At 59.4% G+C, this 15496-nt stretch carries 10 protein-coding genes and 2 pseudogenes; 6 read left to right on the top strand and 6 right to left on the bottom strand.

All coding sequences use genetic code 11. The features are described 5' to 3' along the window. Nucleotides 1-747, top strand: a complete 747-nt coding sequence (cobM, locus tag JFV26_RS26570) for a precorrin-4 C(11)-methyltransferase (RefSeq protein WP_201196506.1) — start codon at nucleotides 1-3, stop codon at nucleotides 745-747. 142 nt (nucleotides 748-889) lie between these two features. Here cobM and nfuA read toward each other — a convergent pair whose 3' ends face one another. From nfuA to JFV26_RS26555, 3 genes are all read right to left on the bottom strand, one after another. After that, nucleotides 890-1474, bottom strand: a complete 585-nt coding sequence (gene nfuA / locus JFV26_RS26565) for a Fe-S biogenesis protein NfuA (protein WP_054050953.1) — start codon at nucleotides 1472-1474, stop codon at nucleotides 890-892. A 57-nt stretch (nucleotides 1475-1531) separates the two neighbouring features. Then, complete coding sequence (locus tag JFV26_RS26560; protein WP_201196505.1) at nucleotides 1532-2566, bottom strand: acyltransferase family protein; 1035 nt, start codon at nucleotides 2564-2566, stop codon at nucleotides 1532-1534. Between the two features lie 157 nt (nucleotides 2567-2723). Then, nucleotides 2724-5009, bottom strand: coding sequence for a fatty acid cis/trans isomerase (locus JFV26_RS26555; RefSeq protein ID WP_201196503.1), 2286 nt, complete (start codon nucleotides 5007-5009; stop codon nucleotides 2724-2726). A 155-nt stretch (nucleotides 5010-5164) separates the two neighbouring features. On the opposite strand from JFV26_RS26555, the pseudogene metH reads away from it, so the two are divergent. Together metH and JFV26_RS26545 are read left to right on the top strand one after the other, a co-directional pair. Continuing rightward, a pseudogene (metH, locus tag JFV26_RS26550) lies at nucleotides 5165-8874 on the top strand (methionine synthase). A 222-nt stretch (nucleotides 8875-9096) separates the two neighbouring features. Then, entirely contained in the window at nucleotides 9097-9315 is a 219-nt protein-coding gene (locus tag JFV26_RS26545; protein ID WP_201196501.1) for a DUF2970 domain-containing protein, read from the top strand. 7 nt (nucleotides 9316-9322) lie between these two features. On the opposite strand, the pseudogene JFV26_RS26540 reads toward JFV26_RS26545, so the two are convergent. After that, nucleotides 9323-10395: pseudogene (locus JFV26_RS26540) on the bottom strand (ABC transporter substrate-binding protein). A 524-nt stretch (nucleotides 10396-10919) separates the two neighbouring features. Between JFV26_RS26540 and JFV26_RS26535 the strand changes: the two are divergent. Together JFV26_RS26535 and JFV26_RS26530 are read left to right on the top strand one after the other, a co-directional pair. Beyond that, a complete protein-coding gene (locus JFV26_RS26535; protein WP_201196500.1) occupies nucleotides 10920-12578 on the top strand; it encodes a nitrite/sulfite reductase in 1659 nt (552 codons plus the stop codon). Further along, a complete protein-coding gene (locus JFV26_RS26530; RefSeq protein ID WP_201196496.1) occupies nucleotides 12562-13056 on the top strand; it encodes a DUF934 domain-containing protein in 495 nt (164 codons plus the stop codon). Before JFV26_RS26535 ends, JFV26_RS26530 begins: the two co-directional genes overlap by 17 nt. Nucleotides 13057-13177: 121 nt before the next feature. On the opposite strand, the gene JFV26_RS26525 is transcribed toward JFV26_RS26530, so the two are convergent. After that, nucleotides 13178-13324, bottom strand: coding sequence for a hypothetical protein (locus JFV26_RS26525; protein ID WP_201196494.1), 147 nt, complete (start codon nucleotides 13322-13324; stop codon nucleotides 13178-13180). Between the two features lie 189 nt (nucleotides 13325-13513). Further along, nucleotides 13514-14536: a protease SohB gene (gene sohB / locus JFV26_RS26520; protein WP_201196492.1), complete on the bottom strand. Its 1023-nt coding sequence runs from the start codon at nucleotides 14534-14536 to the stop codon at nucleotides 13514-13516. 206 nt (nucleotides 14537-14742) lie between these two features. Here sohB and JFV26_RS26515 point away from each other — a divergent pair, with 206 nt between their 5' ends. Then, the gene (locus JFV26_RS26515; RefSeq protein WP_201196490.1) at nucleotides 14743-15453 is read left to right on the top strand and encodes a histidine phosphatase family protein; all 711 of its coding nucleotides are present in this window, start codon (nucleotides 14743-14745) and stop codon (nucleotides 15451-15453) included. Nucleotides 15454-15496: the final 43 nt, after the last annotated feature.

The raw sequence follows: 15496 nt of genomic DNA, 5'->3' as shown, positions 1-15496 counted from the left end.
ATGACCGTCTACTTCATTGGCGCAGGCCCCGGCGACCCGGAACTGATCACCGTCAAAGGCCAGCGGCTGATTCGCAGCTGCCCGGTAATCATCTACGCCGGCTCCCTGGTGCCGGCTGCCGTGCTGGAAGGGCACCAGGCACAAACGGTGGTCAACAGCGCCGAGTTGCACCTGGAACAGATCATTGAACTGATCAAAAGTGCTCACGCCAAAGGGCAGGATGTGGCCCGCGTGCACTCTGGCGACCCGAGCCTGTATGGCGCGATTGGCGAGCAGATTCGTTATCTTCGCGAACTCGGTATTGCGTTTGAAATCATTCCTGGTGTCACGGCTATCGCCGCCTGCGCAGCACTGCTGGGAGCTGAGTTGACCTTACCGGACATCTCACAAAGCGTGATTCTGACCCGCTACGCGGACAAAACCGCGATGCCGGCCGGAGAAGAGCTGGGTAGCCTGGCGCAACACGGGGCGACCATGGCGATTCATTTGGGGGTCAATCATCTGGAGAAGATCCTCGCCCAATTGCTGCCGCACTACGGCGCAGACTGCCCGATTGCGGTGATTCACCGCGCGACCTGGCCGGACCAGGATTGGGTGGTGGGGACGCTTGAGGACATTGCCGCGAAGGTTGAGGCCAAGGGGTTTCGGCGTACGGCGTTGATTCTGGTGGGTCGGGTGCTGGGGAGCGATCACTTTAGTGAGTCGTCGCTGTATCGCGCGGGGCATGCGCATCTTTATAGGCCCTAAGATCAAAAGATCGCAGCCTTCGGCAGCTCCTACAGAGAAATACGTGCCCCTGTAGGAGCTGCCGCAGGCTGCGATCTTTTGCTTCACGCATAAAAAAACGGCACTCACGGGTGCCGTTTTTTACTTTCAGCAGACGAACACCTTAGTAGTAGGCGTTTTCTTTCTGCGTGTGGTCAGTCACGTCGCGTACACCCTTGAGCTCGGGAACGCGTTCGAGCAAGGTGCGCTCGATGCCTTCGCGCAAGGTGACGTCGGCCTGGCCGCAGCCCTGGCAACCGCCGCCGAACTTCAGCACGGCAATGCCGTCCTCGACCACATCGATCAGGCTGACCTGACCGCCGTGGCTCGCGAGCCCCGGGTTGATCTCGGTTTGCAGGTAGTAGTTGATGCGCTCGTTGACCGGGCTGTCGGCGTTGACCATCGGGACTTTGGCGTTTGGCGCCTTGATGGTCAGTTGCCCGCCCATACGGTCGGTGGCGTAGTCGACTACCGCATCGTCCAGGAAGGCTTCGCTGAATGAGTCGATGTACGCGGTGAAGCTTTTGAGCCCCAGCGCGGTGTCTTCAGGTTTTTCTTCGCCCGGCTTGCAATAAGCAATGCAGGTTTCGGCGTACTGGGTGCCAGGCTGGGTGATAAAGACGCGGATGCCGATGCCTGGGGTGTTCTGCTTGGAGAGCAGATCAGCCAGATAATCGTGGGCGGCGTCAGTGATGGTAATAGCGGTCATGGAAACTCCTCGCAGGCTTGGGCGCAGTTTACGCCAATCATCGCGCGGCACAAAGTCCTAGTATTTTTGTCGGGAAAGAGCCGGCACCGCCTGCGCAACTGTTTCGCCGTCAATCCAGGCTTTAAGCCACCGATAGCTGCGTTTTTCCACCCATTCGTAACTTACCCAGGAAGCCACGCCGATGGTGGCCGCGCAAATGGCAAACGTGATGTAAGGATTTACGCCGTAGCGTTGTGCGATAAATCCGCCGGCTGACAGCACCAGCACGTGCATCAGGTAGACCGAATAAGAACAATTGCCAAGTAACGCCAATACCCGGTTGTTCTCGAAGTAACGCTCCAGCGAGATGCACGCAATCACCAACAGGGCGCTCGGCAAGCCCCAGGCCAGGAATCGAGGCTCCGGTGCCCAGTGGTAAATGGCCAATAACGCGCCACCAATCCCCAGCAGCGGCAGTGATAACCCCGGTTTGATCCAGCCCCGGCGGTAGATCATGCCGATGGCAATCCCCAGCAAAAACTCATAAACGATGCCGGATCGATAGAACTGGCTAACCCAGCCATAACCGGTCCAGGCCTGGCACACCGTAAACAGCAGCGCTGCGACGATCAGCAACCTGACCTGCAAGCGAAACAGCAGCGCCCAGGCAAACAGCAGGTAAAACAGCATTTCGTAGTTCAGCGTCCAGCCGACATTAAGCGTCGGATAAATCCCATAGCCGCCGGGGTTTTGCCCAGGAATGAACAGCAGCGACAGCAGGAAGTGCGACCAGTCGACCGTCTGATCCGGCAACAGCGGTTGTGCGAACACCACCACCAGCGCCATCAGTACCGTGTACAGCCAATACGCCGGGACGATGCGGCACAGCCGATGCAACAGAAACTGCGCCGGCGGCAGCGATTTGCCCTGGGTGGACAGGAAGATCACCAGACCGCTGATGACGAAGAAGATGTCGACGCCCACGGCGCCCTTGTCGATAAACGCCTGCCCCACCGGTCCGCGCGCCTGGAAGTTAAAGAAAATCTGCATGAAATGGTGGCAGACCACTGCCCAGGCTGCGATGGCGCGCAGGGCTTGTACTGAAATCAACATCGACCGCCCTCCCGTCCAAATCACCTCATATCCCCGGTAGGAGCAAAGCTTGCTCGCGATGACGGTGGCAGATTCAACATCAACATGACTGTCAGACCGCCATCGCGAGCAAGCTTTGCACCTACAGGTGGGACACTTGCTGATCTGCAAAGGTCGATCAAAGATTCTCGTAGCGGTTCATGTCCAGCACGCCCTCTTCCACCGGGTCGGTTTCGTGGATGTACGTGCTCAGGTCGTGGAAGTAGAACCAGAACTGCGGATGGCTACGCCGAACGCCCCAGCGCTCGACGATTCTCTCGAAACTGTCGGTGTCCTTGGATTTTTCCATCGCATCAACAAACTCAGGCACCTGCTCCGCCGGAATGTTGAACATGAAGTTCGGATAACTGCTGAGCACACCTGGATAGATGGTCAACGTATCGAGCCCCGGCTGATAACGCAGGGATTCACCGAGTATGAATGCCACGTTGCTGTGCGCACGGTTGCGCAGCAGGCTGTAGATCTCGCGTTTGCCGCTCGCCGTTTCGATGCGCAACATCGTTGCTTCCGGCAATTGATCAATGACCTTCAAACCTGCTGCCGGACGCGAAGTCAGGCGACTCAAGGCTTGTTCGGCGTTCTGCAACGCCGGGGCGATGTTCGGCCGCGAGCAATACGCGCCGTCGCAGCGGTTGATCGGGTCGGGTTTGGCGTTGAGGTCGCCGTAACGCGCCAGCAGTTGCATGGCGAAATCCCGTTTCGGGTCTTTTTCGTCGAGTTTCAGCGCGCTGGACTTGTCGTTGTCGATGGACTCGTAATCCAGCCACATCTTGAACTTGCCACTGCTCTGGTACCAATCGTCGAGGTAGTCGTTACGGGAATCGGCCGGCATCAAGCGCAGGAAGTTCTGCTCGGCACCGTTGCGGATCAGGTCGAAGTACAGCCGCGTCTGGGCCTGGTGGGAGACGTTGCCAAACACGTCGAAATTTACTGCCAACTGGTAATACGTGCGCTCCAACAACGGGAAATCGAACAGCCACATGGTTTGCGGCACGTCACCGATCAGGCCTTTGTTCACCGAGGCACTGTCGAAGTGGCGGAAGATCGTCAGCAACGCGTTGTCGTTGCCGGCCCACAGCGTCGACCAGCTCGGCGCCGGCACCTGGGCGTAGCTGTCCCGGCGCAGGGCTTCGTATTCGTTGCGCTTGTTGCGGTAGTCATGCCACAGGCTCAAAACACTGCCGACGTCGTCGTTCTGGCCCGGCATTGCCAGCAGCGGCGTGGCCTGGCCGCGATAGTTCGGATCGGTGATGTACAGGTCGTGCTCCGGCGCCTGGAACAGCGCCCAGAAGTTGTCACGAATCACATCTGTAGCGATCTGCCCACGGCACACCGGGCCGCGGATAAAGGTGCGCACGAAGTACTCGGCGTTATCGAGCATGAACTGATAACGCGCCTGGGCCGGGATCGCCTCGAACGTGGTAAACGGATTGGCCCGGCGCTCCGGGCCGTACCCCGGCAAGGCGTTGACCTGCCAGTTGCCGCTGAAGAACAGGCTTTTGACCCGGGACAGCTTCGCCGCGCTCAGCGGATAGGTGATGTGGGTCTTCTGAACGATCACACCTTGCACCGGCCATAACCGGTAATAAATCTGCGTGCCCGGATCGTCGTTCGGCCGGCGGGTGTTGATCAGGTCGATCGGTTGGCCGGTTGGCGTGCGTGAACGCACCCACTGGAAGAAATGCCCCGGCTCGCCATCCTTGAAGTAGATATGCGCCAGGAACCAGTGTTCGAACAACCAGCGTCCCACCAGACTGCCGCGAGCACCGGGGGCGTTGAGCAGATTTTCCCACTGCAGCACTTGCAGCGCTTCTCTGGCGCTGGGCACCAGGCCTTGTTCGTCAATCGGCGCACCGGCTGCGAGCCAGCGTTGCAGGGTCTGGTACTGCTGATCGGTCAGGCCGGTCACCGCCAGCGGCATGCCTTCTTTCGGGTGCGCGCCGGCATAACCGTCGAACTCCGCCGGCATGGCGCACATGTTTTCCCGGTTCAGGCCCAGCACGATGTCTTCCGGCAACCTGGCATTGGGCGTTAACGGGGTTTTGTGGCCCAGCTCAAGCATCCGCGCCATCAGCGCTGCCTGGCTGCCTTGGGCGTCGAGGACCGAATAGAAGTCCTTGTGCTGCCAGGCCAGTTTGCCGAAGGCGTCATAGAACAGACGGGTTGGCGCGGATGCGACGCTGCGCTCACCGTCGTAGACCGCAATCTTGGTCGCACCGCGGGCCGCCCCTTCGCCGCTGCCCAGATTGAGCTGACAGGCGGAGTCGTAGCAGGCGTGGCAGGCCACGCACTTTTCGGTGAAGATCGGTTGAATATCTCGGGTGTAGGAAATGGCGGGACTTTGCGCAGCGGCGCCCCAGCTTGAAAACAGCAAAAAAATGCTGATGACGACGCGATACGACATGTCCCTGGTCCCGATCATATGAAAACGCCGCGATTCTACCGGTCCGGCCCTGGCACCAACATGAGCGATATTCATGCAAAACCTTGGCATGCTCTAAAAGCGCACAGGTTTGCTATCATCCCGCCCCTTCGTCATGGTCTTTCCGAGTAGTCCAAATGTCCGATCGCAGTGTTCGCCTTCAAGCTCTCAAGCACGCCCTCAAAGAGCGCATCCTGATTCTCGACGGCGGCATGGGCACGATGATCCAGAGCTACAAGCTCGAAGAGCAGGATTACCGTGGCAAACGTTTCGCCGACTGGCCGAGCGATGTCAAAGGCAACAACGACCTGCTGGTGTTAACCCGCCCGGACGTGATCGGGGCGATCGAAAAAGCCTACCTGGATGCCGGCGCCGACATTCTGGAAACCAACACCTTTAACGCCACCCAAGTCTCCCTTGCAGACTACGGCATGCAAGGCCTCGCGTACGAGCTAAACGTAGAAGGCGCGCGCCTGGCCCGCAAAATCGCCGATGCCAAGACCCTGGAAACCCCGGAAAAGCCGCGTTTCGTCGCCGGCGTGATCGGGCCGACCAGCCGCACCTGCTCGCTGTCCCCCGACGTGAACAACCCCGGCTACCGCAACGTGACCTTCGATGAACTGGTGGAAAACTACACCGAGGCCACCAAAGGCCTGATCGAAGGCGGCGCCGACCTGATCCTGATCGAAACCATCTTCGACACCTTGAACGCCAAAGCCGCGATCTTCGCCGTGCAAGGGGTTTTCGAAGAGTTGGGCATCGAGTTGCCGATCATGATTTCCGGCACTATCACCGACGCCTCCGGCCGGACCCTCTCTGGCCAGACCACTGAAGCGTTCTGGAACTCCGTGGCCCACGCCAAGCCGATCTCGGTGGGCCTGAACTGCGCCCTCGGCGCCAGCGAATTGCGTCCGTACCTGGAAGAGCTGTCGAACAAGGCCAACACCCACGTCTCGGCGCACCCGAACGCCGGCCTGCCGAACGAGTTCGGCGAGTACGACGAATTGCCGTCGGAAACCGCCAAGGTCATCGAAGAGTTCGCCCAAAGCGGCTTTCTGAACATCGTCGGCGGCTGTTGCGGCACCACCCGGGCCACATCGAAGCCATCGCCAAAGCGGTAGCCGGTTACGCGCCACGTGAAATCCCCGAAATCCCGAAGGCTTGCCGCTTGTCGGGCCTGGAACCGTTCACCATCGATCGCAGCTCGTTGTTCGTCAACGTCGGCGAACGGACCAACATCACCGGTTCCGCCAAGTTCGCCCGGCTGATCCGTGAAGACAACTACACCGAAGCCCTGGAAGTCGCCTTGCAACAGGTCGAAGCCGGCGCCCAGGTGATCGACATCAACATGGACGAAGGGATGCTCGATTCGAAGAAGGCCATGGTGACCTTCCTCAATCTGATTGCCGGTGAACCGGACATCTCCCGCGTACCGATCATGATCGACTCCTCCAAGTGGGAAGTGATTGAAGCCGGCCTGAAATGCATCCAGGGCAAGGGCATCGTCAACTCGATCAGCATGAAGGAAGGCGTCGAGCAGTTCATTCATCACGCCAAACTGTGCAAGCGCTACGGCGCCGCAGTCGTGGTGATGGCGTTCGACGAAGCGGGTCAGGCCGACACCGAAGCGCGCAAGAAAGAAATCTGCAAACGCTCCTACGACATTCTGGTCAACGAAGTCGGCTTCCCGCCGGAAGACATCATCTTCGACCCGAACATCTTCGCCGTGGCCACTGGCATCGAAGAACACAACAACTACGCCGTGGACTTCATCAATGCCTGCGCCTACATCCGCGACGAACTGCCGTACGCGCTGACCTCCGGCGGCGTGTCCAACGTGTCGTTCTCGTTCCGCGGCAACAACCCGGTGCGCGAGGCGATCCACTCGGTGTTCCTGCTGTATGCGATCCGCAATGGCCTGACCATGGGTATTGTCAACGCCGGCCAACTGGAGATCTACGACCAGATCCCGGCCGAACTGCGTGACGCCGTGGAAGACGTGGTGCTCAACCGCACCCCGGAAGGCACCGACGCCCTCCTCGCCATCGCCGACAAGTACAAGGGCGACGGCAGCGTCAAGGAAGCCGAGACCGAGGAATGGCGTGGCTGGCCCGTCAACAAACGCCTGGAACATGCGCTGGTCAAAGGCATTACCACGCACATTGTTGAAGACACCGAAGAATCCCGTCAGTCGTTTGCCCGCCCGATCGAAGTGATCGAAGGCCCGCTGATGTCCGGCATGAACATCGTCGGCGACCTGTTCGGCGCCGGCAAAATGTTCCTGCCACAAGTGGTGAAATCCGCCCGCGTGATGAAGCAGGCCGTGGCGCACTTGATCCCGTTCATCGAACTGGAAAAAGGCGACAAGCCCGAAGCCAAGGGCAAGATCCTCATGGCCACGGTCAAGGGTGACGTGCACGACATCGGCAAGAACATCGTTGGCGTGGTGCTGGGTTGCAACGGCTATGACATCGTCGACCTCGGCGTGATGGTACCGGCGGAGAAGATCCTGCAGGTCGCCAAGGAACAGAAGTGCGACATCATCGGCCTGTCTGGCCTGATCACGCCTTCGCTGGACGAAATGGTCCACGTGGCTCGCGAGATGCAGCGCCAGGACTTCCACCTGCCGTTGATGATCGGTGGCGCGACCACCTCCAAAGCCCACACCGCGGTGAAGATCGAGCCGAAGTACAGCAACGACGCGGTGATCTACGTCACCGACGCCTCCCGCGCCGTGGGCGTGGCGACGCAGTTGCTGTCCAAGGAATTGAAGCCGGCGTTTGTCGAGAAGACGCGCCTGGAATACATCGAAGTCCGCGAGCGCACCGCCAACCGCAGCGCCCGCACCGAACGCTTGAGCTACCCGGCGGCCATCGCCAAGAAGCCGCAGTTCGACTGGAGCACTTATGCGCCGGTCAAGCCGACCTTCACCGGTTCTCGCGTGTTGGACAATATTGACCTGAAGGTGCTGGCCGAATACATCGACTGGACGCCGTTCTTTATCTCCTGGGACCTGGCCGGCAAGTTCCCGCGCATTCTCGAAGACGAAGTGGTCGGTGAAGCCGCCACCGCGCTGTACGCCGACGCCAAGGACATGCTCGCCAAGCTGATCGACGAGAAACTGATCAGTGCCCGCGCGGTGTTCGGCTTCTGGCCAGCCAACCAGGTGCGCGACGATGACATCGAAGTCTACGGCGATGACGGCAAGCCATTGGCGAAGCTGCATCACCTGCGCCAACAGATCATCAAGACTGACGGCAAGCCGAACTTCTCCCTGGCCGACTTTGTGGCGCCTAAAGACAGCGAAGTGACCGACTACGTGGGTGGTTTCATTACTACCGCCGGGATCGGTGCCGAAGAAGTGGCCAAGGCTTACCAGGACGCAGGCGACGATTACAACTCGATCATGGTCAAGGCCCTCGCCGACCGGTTGGCCGAGGCCTGCGCCGAGTGGCTGCACCAACAGGTGCGTAAAGAACACTGGGGTTATGCCAAGGACGAGACGCTGGACAACGAGGCGCTGATCAAGGAGCAATACACCGGCATCCGCCCGGCACCAGGCTACCCGGCCTGCCCGGATCACGCCGAGAAAGGCACGCTGTTTGCCCTGCTCGACCCCGAAGCCAGCGAAATGCACGCCGGTCGCAGCGGCGTGTTCCTCACCGAACACTATGCGATGTTCCCGGCGGCAGCGGTCAGCGGCTGGTACTTCGCCCACCCGCAGGCGCAGTACTTTGCCGTGGGCAAGATCGACAAGGACCAGGTGCAGAGCTATACCTCGCGCAAAGGGCAGGAATTGAGCGTGACTGAGCGCTGGCTGGCCCCGAACCTCGGGTACGACAACTAAGCTCACGGACTGGCCACAACACAGTGGCCAACACAAATACCCTGTGGGAGCGAGCCTGCTCGCGAAGGCGGTGTGACACTCAACGATGATGTTGAATGTGATGGCCCCTTCGCGAGCAGGCTCGCTCCCACAGTGGTTTTGGGGCGGTCACAAATCCTCGCTCCTACAGGATTCGTGTCTGTTGTCTATGCTTACGGCTCATACATACGTGACGGGGGATTTATGGACGATCCAGTCGACAACAAGCCACCGACCTTCCTGCAGATGCTGCACAGCGTGATAGCCGCGGCGTTCGGGGTGCAGAGCGGGAAGAATCGCGCCCGGGACTTTACCCATGGCAAGCCGAGTCATTTCGTGATTATGGGGATACTGTTCACAGCGGTATTCGCGCTGACGCTGTTTGGCATCGTGAAACTGGTGCTGCACCTGGCCGGGGTGTGACGCGGTTTCAGCGCATCAACGTTTGCAGGCTGAACGGGTAGCGATAGGAGATCGGTCGCCCCTTGGCCGACAGGAGCCGGAAGTTCACACCGAAATCCGGTGAATCGCCCTTGGCCAGCAGCCGCTTGGCTTGGGCCTTGTCGATCAGTTGCAATAACGGAATCTGCCGGTCACGACCGCCGTATTGGTTCACGTCCACGCCTTGATCGTAATCATGCAATTGCACCAGCGCCCAGCCACCGAGCGTAAAGTGCCCACCCAATAACACGCTCAAACGGCCGTCGACCAGGGCGTTCAAGGCTGCGGGCGAGGTATTGAAAGCACCGAACAAGCCCCCTTTCCCGGCGTGCCTCCCGTCTCCGAATACGCCTGCATGGCACCGAACGCCATCTCGTCATTGGCGGACCACACCAGCGATACCTCGGGGTAGCGCCGAAACAGCAGTTTCGCCTGTTCATAGGCGCGCTCACGGGTCCAGCCGCTGTAGACCAATTGGCGCAAGCGCACCTCAGGGTGTTCAGCCAAGGCGCGCAGCATGCCTTTTTCGCGCAGTTGCGCCGAAGGGGTGATCTTCAGGCCGGAAAACGCCAGTAACTCGATGGGTTGGCCAGGCGTTGCCGGTGGATGCTGGCGAATCAGTTCCTTGAGCATCAGGTAGCCGCCCTCCTCGTCGTTGGGCACCAGGCTACCCAATCGATCCGGGCGCTCCCCCAGCAGGCGCAACTGATTGTCGGTCAGGGATGCGTTGACCATAAACAGTTTCACGCCGCTGCCTTGGGCCAGGCGCAGGATTTGCGGGGCGACGTATTGTTCATTGGCGAATACCAGATAGTCCGGACGATTGGGCCCCTGCAATGCCTCTCGGGCCTGGGCAATCGTCACTTCGGGCATGCGTTGGGAATAAAGAATCTGCAGATCCATGCCCAGGTCCTTGGCGGCCGCCTGCATGAATTGCGAGTAGCTGACCCAAAATCTTTCCTGAGTGGAGCCCGGGTTCAGGAACAACACCGATTCCGCGCGCACGCCGGGTCCGTAGACTGCGCCGCACATCAGCAGGCAGGTGTAGAAAAACTTGAACATTGGATCATCCGAGCCCCGGAAAAATGGCGCGCATTATAGCCCCCGAACTGCCGGCAAACTGCGCTGATTCCGGTTTTTGTCCGACAATCGTCGGAACCAGGCCCGGACGGGGTCGTTTATAGATGCGCGACCCAAAATACTGCCGTGCCCACGACCAGGATGATCAGGAACAAAATCGCCCAGGCATCGACCGTGCTATCGCTTTTCCTTGCTTTGGTTGGGTTGCTCATTGCATCGCCTCTTGTCGGTTTTATCGGTGATTGCATAAAGACTCGACCACAGTAAAGACGACGATTGCCCGCACCACAAATAAGGGTTTAGCAATAACGGCTCTCGTTAGTTATTTTGGTTCTTTACATATACTCAAACATCACTTTTGCGCATAACTGCAAACTGGTATCTTGCCCCGGCTCCGTAGGGAGTGCGCGGCCGTGCGCGCAGAATTGCCGAGGCAGTATCGGAAACGTCAGCAAGCGAAAAACGCAACTGGAACCGACCGGCCCAAGCCTGAGAACAGGACTTATATGTACGTATACGACGAGTACGATCAGCGGATCATCGAGGACCGCGTCAAGCAGTTCCGTGATCAGACCCGACGCTATCTGGCAGGCGAGCTGAGCGAAGAAGAATTCCGCCCCCTGCGCCTGCAAAATGGCCTTTACATCCAGCGTTTCGCGCCGATGTTGCGGGTCGCGGTGCCTTACGGCCAACTGACTTCGCGCCAGACGCGAATGATGGCCAAGATTGCCCGTGACTATGACAAGGGCTATGCCCACATCAGCACCCGGCAGAACGTGCAGTTCAACTGGCCGGCGCTGGAAGACATTCCGGACATCCTGGCTGAGCTGGCGACCGTGCAGATGCACGCAATCCAGACCAGCGGTAACTGCCTGCGCAACGTCACCACCGACCAGTTCGCCGGTGTCGCTGCCGACGAGTTGATCGACCCGCGTCCGTGGTGCGAAATCGTCCGCCAGTGGACCACGTTCCACCCGGAATTCGCTTACCTGCCGCGCAAGTTCAAGATCGCCATCAACGGTTCGACGTCTGACCGTGCGGCCATCGAAGTCCATGACATCGGCCTCGAGCCGGTACACAACGCTGCGGGTGAACTCGGTTTCCGTGTGCTGGTCGGTGGTGGCCTGGGCCGTACCCCCGTGGTGGGTGCGTTCATCAATGAGTTCCTGCCGTGGCAGGACCTGTTGAGCTACCTCGACGCCATCCTGCGGGTTTATAACCGCTACGGCCGTCGCGACAACAAGTACAAGGCGCGGATCAAAATCCTCGTCAAAGCCTTGACCCCTGAAGTCTTCGCGCAAAAAGTCGACGCGGAAATGGAACACCTTCGCGGTGGCCAGACCACGCTGACCGAGGCCGAAGTGCATCGCGTCGCCAAACACTTCGTCGACCCGGATTACAAGGCCCTGGACAACCAGTCCCAGGCACTGGCCGACCTCGACAAAGAACACGCCGGCTTCGCTCGCTGGCGCACCCGCAACACCCTGGCGCACAAGAAGCCGGGCTATGTGGCCGTGACCCTGTCCCTGAAGCCGACCGGTGTTGCACCGGGCGACATCACCGACAAGCAGCTCGACGCGGTGGCCGACCTGGCCGAGCGTTACAGCTTCGGTCAACTGCGCACCTCCCACGAGCAGAACATCATCCTGGCCGACGTCGAACAGGCTCAGTTGTTCACCCTGTGGGGCGAGTTGCGCGAGCAAGGTTTTGCTACGCCGAACATCGGCTTGCTGACCGATATCATCTGCTGCCCTGGCGGTGATTTCTGCTCCCTGGCCAACGCCAAGTCGATCCCGATTGCCGAATCGATCCAGCGTCGTTTCGACAACCTGGACTACCTGTTCGACATCGGCGAACTGGACCTGAACATCTCCGGTTGCATGAACGCCTGTGGTCACCACCACGTCGGCCACATCGGCATCCTCGGGGTGGACAAGAAAGGCGAAGAGTTCTACCAGGTGTCCCTGGGTGGCAGCGCCAGCCGTGACGCCAGCCTGGGCAAGATCCTCGGCCCGTCCTTTGCCCAGGAAGCCATGCCTGATGTGATCGAAAAGCTGATCAACGTGTACATCGAACAACGTACCGAAGACGAGCGCTTCATCGACACCTATCAACGTATTGGCATCGACCTCTTCAAGGAGCGCGTCTATGCAGCGAATCATTAAGAACAACGAAGTCGTCGACGAAACCTGGCACTTGCTGCCCAAGGACTTCAACATCGACGAGATCAGCAACTGCGACGACCTGATCGTGCCACTGGCGCTGTGGCGCGAACACAGCCGTATGCTCAAGGCCCGCGATGGCGGCCTGGGTGTGTGGCTGGACGCCGATGAAGAAGCCGAGGAAATCGGTGACGAGGTCGATCAGTTCAAGGTGATTGCCCTGAACTTCCCGGCCTTCACCGATGGCCGTAACTACTCCAACGCCCGCCTGCTGCGTGACCGTTATGGTTTCAAGGGCGAACTGCGGGCAATTGGCGATATTCTGCGCGACCAGTTGTTCTACCTGCGCCGCTGCGGTTTCGACGCCTTTGCGTTGCGCGCCGATAAAGACCCGTACGAAGCCCTTGATAGCCTCAAGGACTTCTCGGTGACGTACCAGGCCGCGACCGACGAACCGCTGCCGCTGTTCCGTCGCCGCTGACTGTCAAAAAGCCTTGAGTCTTGGCCAGTGTGCCGGAGCTCGAGGTTTTTTTTCGCCTGGAGAAAGTCATTACCGCGAATTTTTTCCCGCAGCAGCACTCCCGTACTCAGCGATTGAACCTTCACAGCCGCACGAAACCGGCAAACGAATCATCTCCATCAATCGCCGGCCATTGCACCTCCTCGAACAGGTCGCGGCACAGCCCCGGTGACGCGTCCAGCTCGTCAACCCTATGCCGCACACGTTCCTGCAGCGCTGTGTCGTTCACTCGCAAATCGGCCGTGCAAATGGAAGCGGTGTTTGCCAATGTCGATACCCAGAAGCGTCATCGTATTCATGAGAGATCCTGCGCCGAAAACGAGAAAAGCCCTGCAAGCGTAAACCTGCAGGGCTTCTCGGTCAGACGGACCCTCTCATTAGACCCGATCACCGACAGTGACCGGGTTTTCAAGGAGCATTACCAGAAGCGTTGTTGGGTCAGTCGGCTCCACCAGGTCAACAGTACGCGATCAATCGAGCCACTGGCAGCCAGGCCAACTCGTTCCTGCAAGCTCTTGCGCTCGGCGTAATGCAAGTGGAACAGCTCGGCGCCCTTGGCGCGTTCGGCGAGGTATTCGTCACTGGTCTTGAGTTCGTCCACCAGTTGCTTGTCCAGTGCCGCGACACCGAGCCAGACTTCACCGGTGGCCACTTCATTGATGGCCAATTGCGGACGGTAGCGGGAGACGAAGTTCTTGAACAATTGGTGGGTGATGTCCAGGTCTTCCTGAAACTTTTCCCGGCCCTTCTCGGTGTTTTCGCCAAATACCGTCAGTGTGCGCTTGTACTCACCGGCGGTCAGGACTTCAAAGTCGATGTCATGCTTTTTCAGCAAGCGGTTGACGTTGGGCAACTGCGCCACCACGCCGATGGAGCCGAGGATGGCGAACGGCGCGCTGATAATTTTCTCGCCGATGCACGCCATCATGTAGCCGCCGCTGGCCGCGACTTTGTCGATGCACACGGTCAGCGGCACACCGGCCTCACGGATGCGCGCCAGTTGTGACGATGCCAGGCCATAGCTGTGAACCATGCCGCCACCACTTTCCAGACGCAGAACCACTTCGTCCCTGGGGGTCGCGAGGGTCAGGAGCGCGGTGATTTCATGGCGCAGGCTTTCGGTGGCGGAAGCCTTGATGTCGCCGTCGAAATCCAGCACGAACACCCGGCCTTTGGCTTCGGGTTTTTTCTTCTGTTTTTTCTCGGTTTTAGCCTGGGACTTGCGCAGGGCCTTGAGTTGGTCCTTGTCGAGCAGAGTTTGCTCCAGGCGTTCGCGCAGCCCTTTGTAGAAATCATTGAGTTTGCTGACCTGCAACTGACCGGCTGACTTGCGCCGACCTTTGCTGCGCAATGCCGCGAAACTGGCCAGCACCACCAGAATGGCGATCACCAGTGTCACGGTCTTGGCCAGAAAACTGGCGTACTCGGCAAAAAACTCCACACAGGACTCCTTTAATGCAATGCGCCGCATATACGCGCGCGCGGGATGACGCCAGCATACCCATGCCCCGCCTTTGGGGCCAGCCGTGAAAGCGCTGGCAACAGGCCTGTAACGGGCATTTCAAACAAGCGTATGTTTTTTCATTGACAGCTCACTGCCATCCTCATAACCTCGCCAAACCTTCAACGTACCGGGATGACGCGGACGTGGGCAGCATCTATTTGATTCGACATGGCCAGGCCTCCTTTGGTGCAGACGACTACGACGTCCTGTCGCCGACCGGTATTCGCCAGGCAGAAATCCTCGGCCAGCACCTCGCTGAGCTCGGTATCAGCTTCGATCGCTGCCTGTCGGGAGACTTGCGCCGTCAGCAACATACTGCCAACAGCGCGCTGGTACAGTACGCCGCGGTGGGCCTGCCGGTGCCAATGCTGGAAATCGATTGCGCGTTCAATGAATTCGACGCCGACGCGGTGATTCGCGCCCTGCTGCCGGCCATGCTGGCCGACGAACCCGAGGCGCTGGACATCCTGCGCAACGCCGCGCAAAACCGTGCTGAGTTCCAGCGTATTTTCGCCCTGATCATCGAGCGCTGGCTGGCCGGCACTTACGACACACCGGGCCTGGAAAGCTGGCTGGGGTTTGTCGAACGCGTGCAAGGCGGACTGAACCGCATCCTTGAACAAGCCGACAACACCCAGAAAATCGCCGTGTTCACCTCCGGCGGCACCATCACTGCCCTGCTCCACCTCATTACGCAAATGCCTGCCCGGCAGGCTTTTGAACTCAACTGGCAAATCGTCAACACCTCGCTCAACCAACTGAAGTTTCGTGGTCGCGAGGTGGCTCTGGCTTCCTTCAACAGTCATGCTCACCTGCAACTGCTGAAGGCCCCGGAACTCATCACGTTTCGCTGAGTCCGGACTATTGTGACCCTGGCTGTAATCACCCAGCTCTAAT

It is taken from the genome of Pseudomonas sp. TH31, assembly GCF_016650815.1.
GTDB lineage: Bacteria > Pseudomonadota > Gammaproteobacteria > Pseudomonadales > Pseudomonadaceae > Aquipseudomonas.
Note: the sequence above shows the minus strand (reverse complement) of the source record. Positions and strands in the feature narration are given on the sequence as shown.

Bases quoted from the DNA above. Each gene is read 5' to 3' on its own strand.
- cobM (WP_201196506.1), top strand. From the start codon at position 1: ATGACCGTCTACTTCATTGGCGCAGGCCCCGGCGACCCGGAACTGATC.
- nfuA (WP_054050953.1), bottom strand. From the start codon at position 1,474: ATGACCGCTATTACCATCACTGACGCCGCCCACGATTATCTGGCTGAT.
- JFV26_RS26560 (WP_201196505.1), bottom strand. From the start codon at position 2,566: ATGTTGATTTCAGTACAAGCCCTGCGCGCCATCGCAGCCTGGGCAGTG.
- JFV26_RS26555 (WP_201196503.1), bottom strand. From the start codon at position 5,009: ATGTCGTATCGCGTCGTCATCAGCATTTTTTTGCTGTTTTCAAGCTGG.
- JFV26_RS26545 (WP_201196501.1), top strand. From the start codon at position 9,097: ATGGACGATCCAGTCGACAACAAGCCACCGACCTTCCTGCAGATGCTG.
- JFV26_RS26535 (WP_201196500.1), top strand. From the start codon at position 10,920: ATGTACGTATACGACGAGTACGATCAGCGGATCATCGAGGACCGCGTC.
- JFV26_RS26530 (WP_201196496.1), top strand. From the start codon at position 12,562: ATGCAGCGAATCATTAAGAACAACGAAGTCGTCGACGAAACCTGGCAC.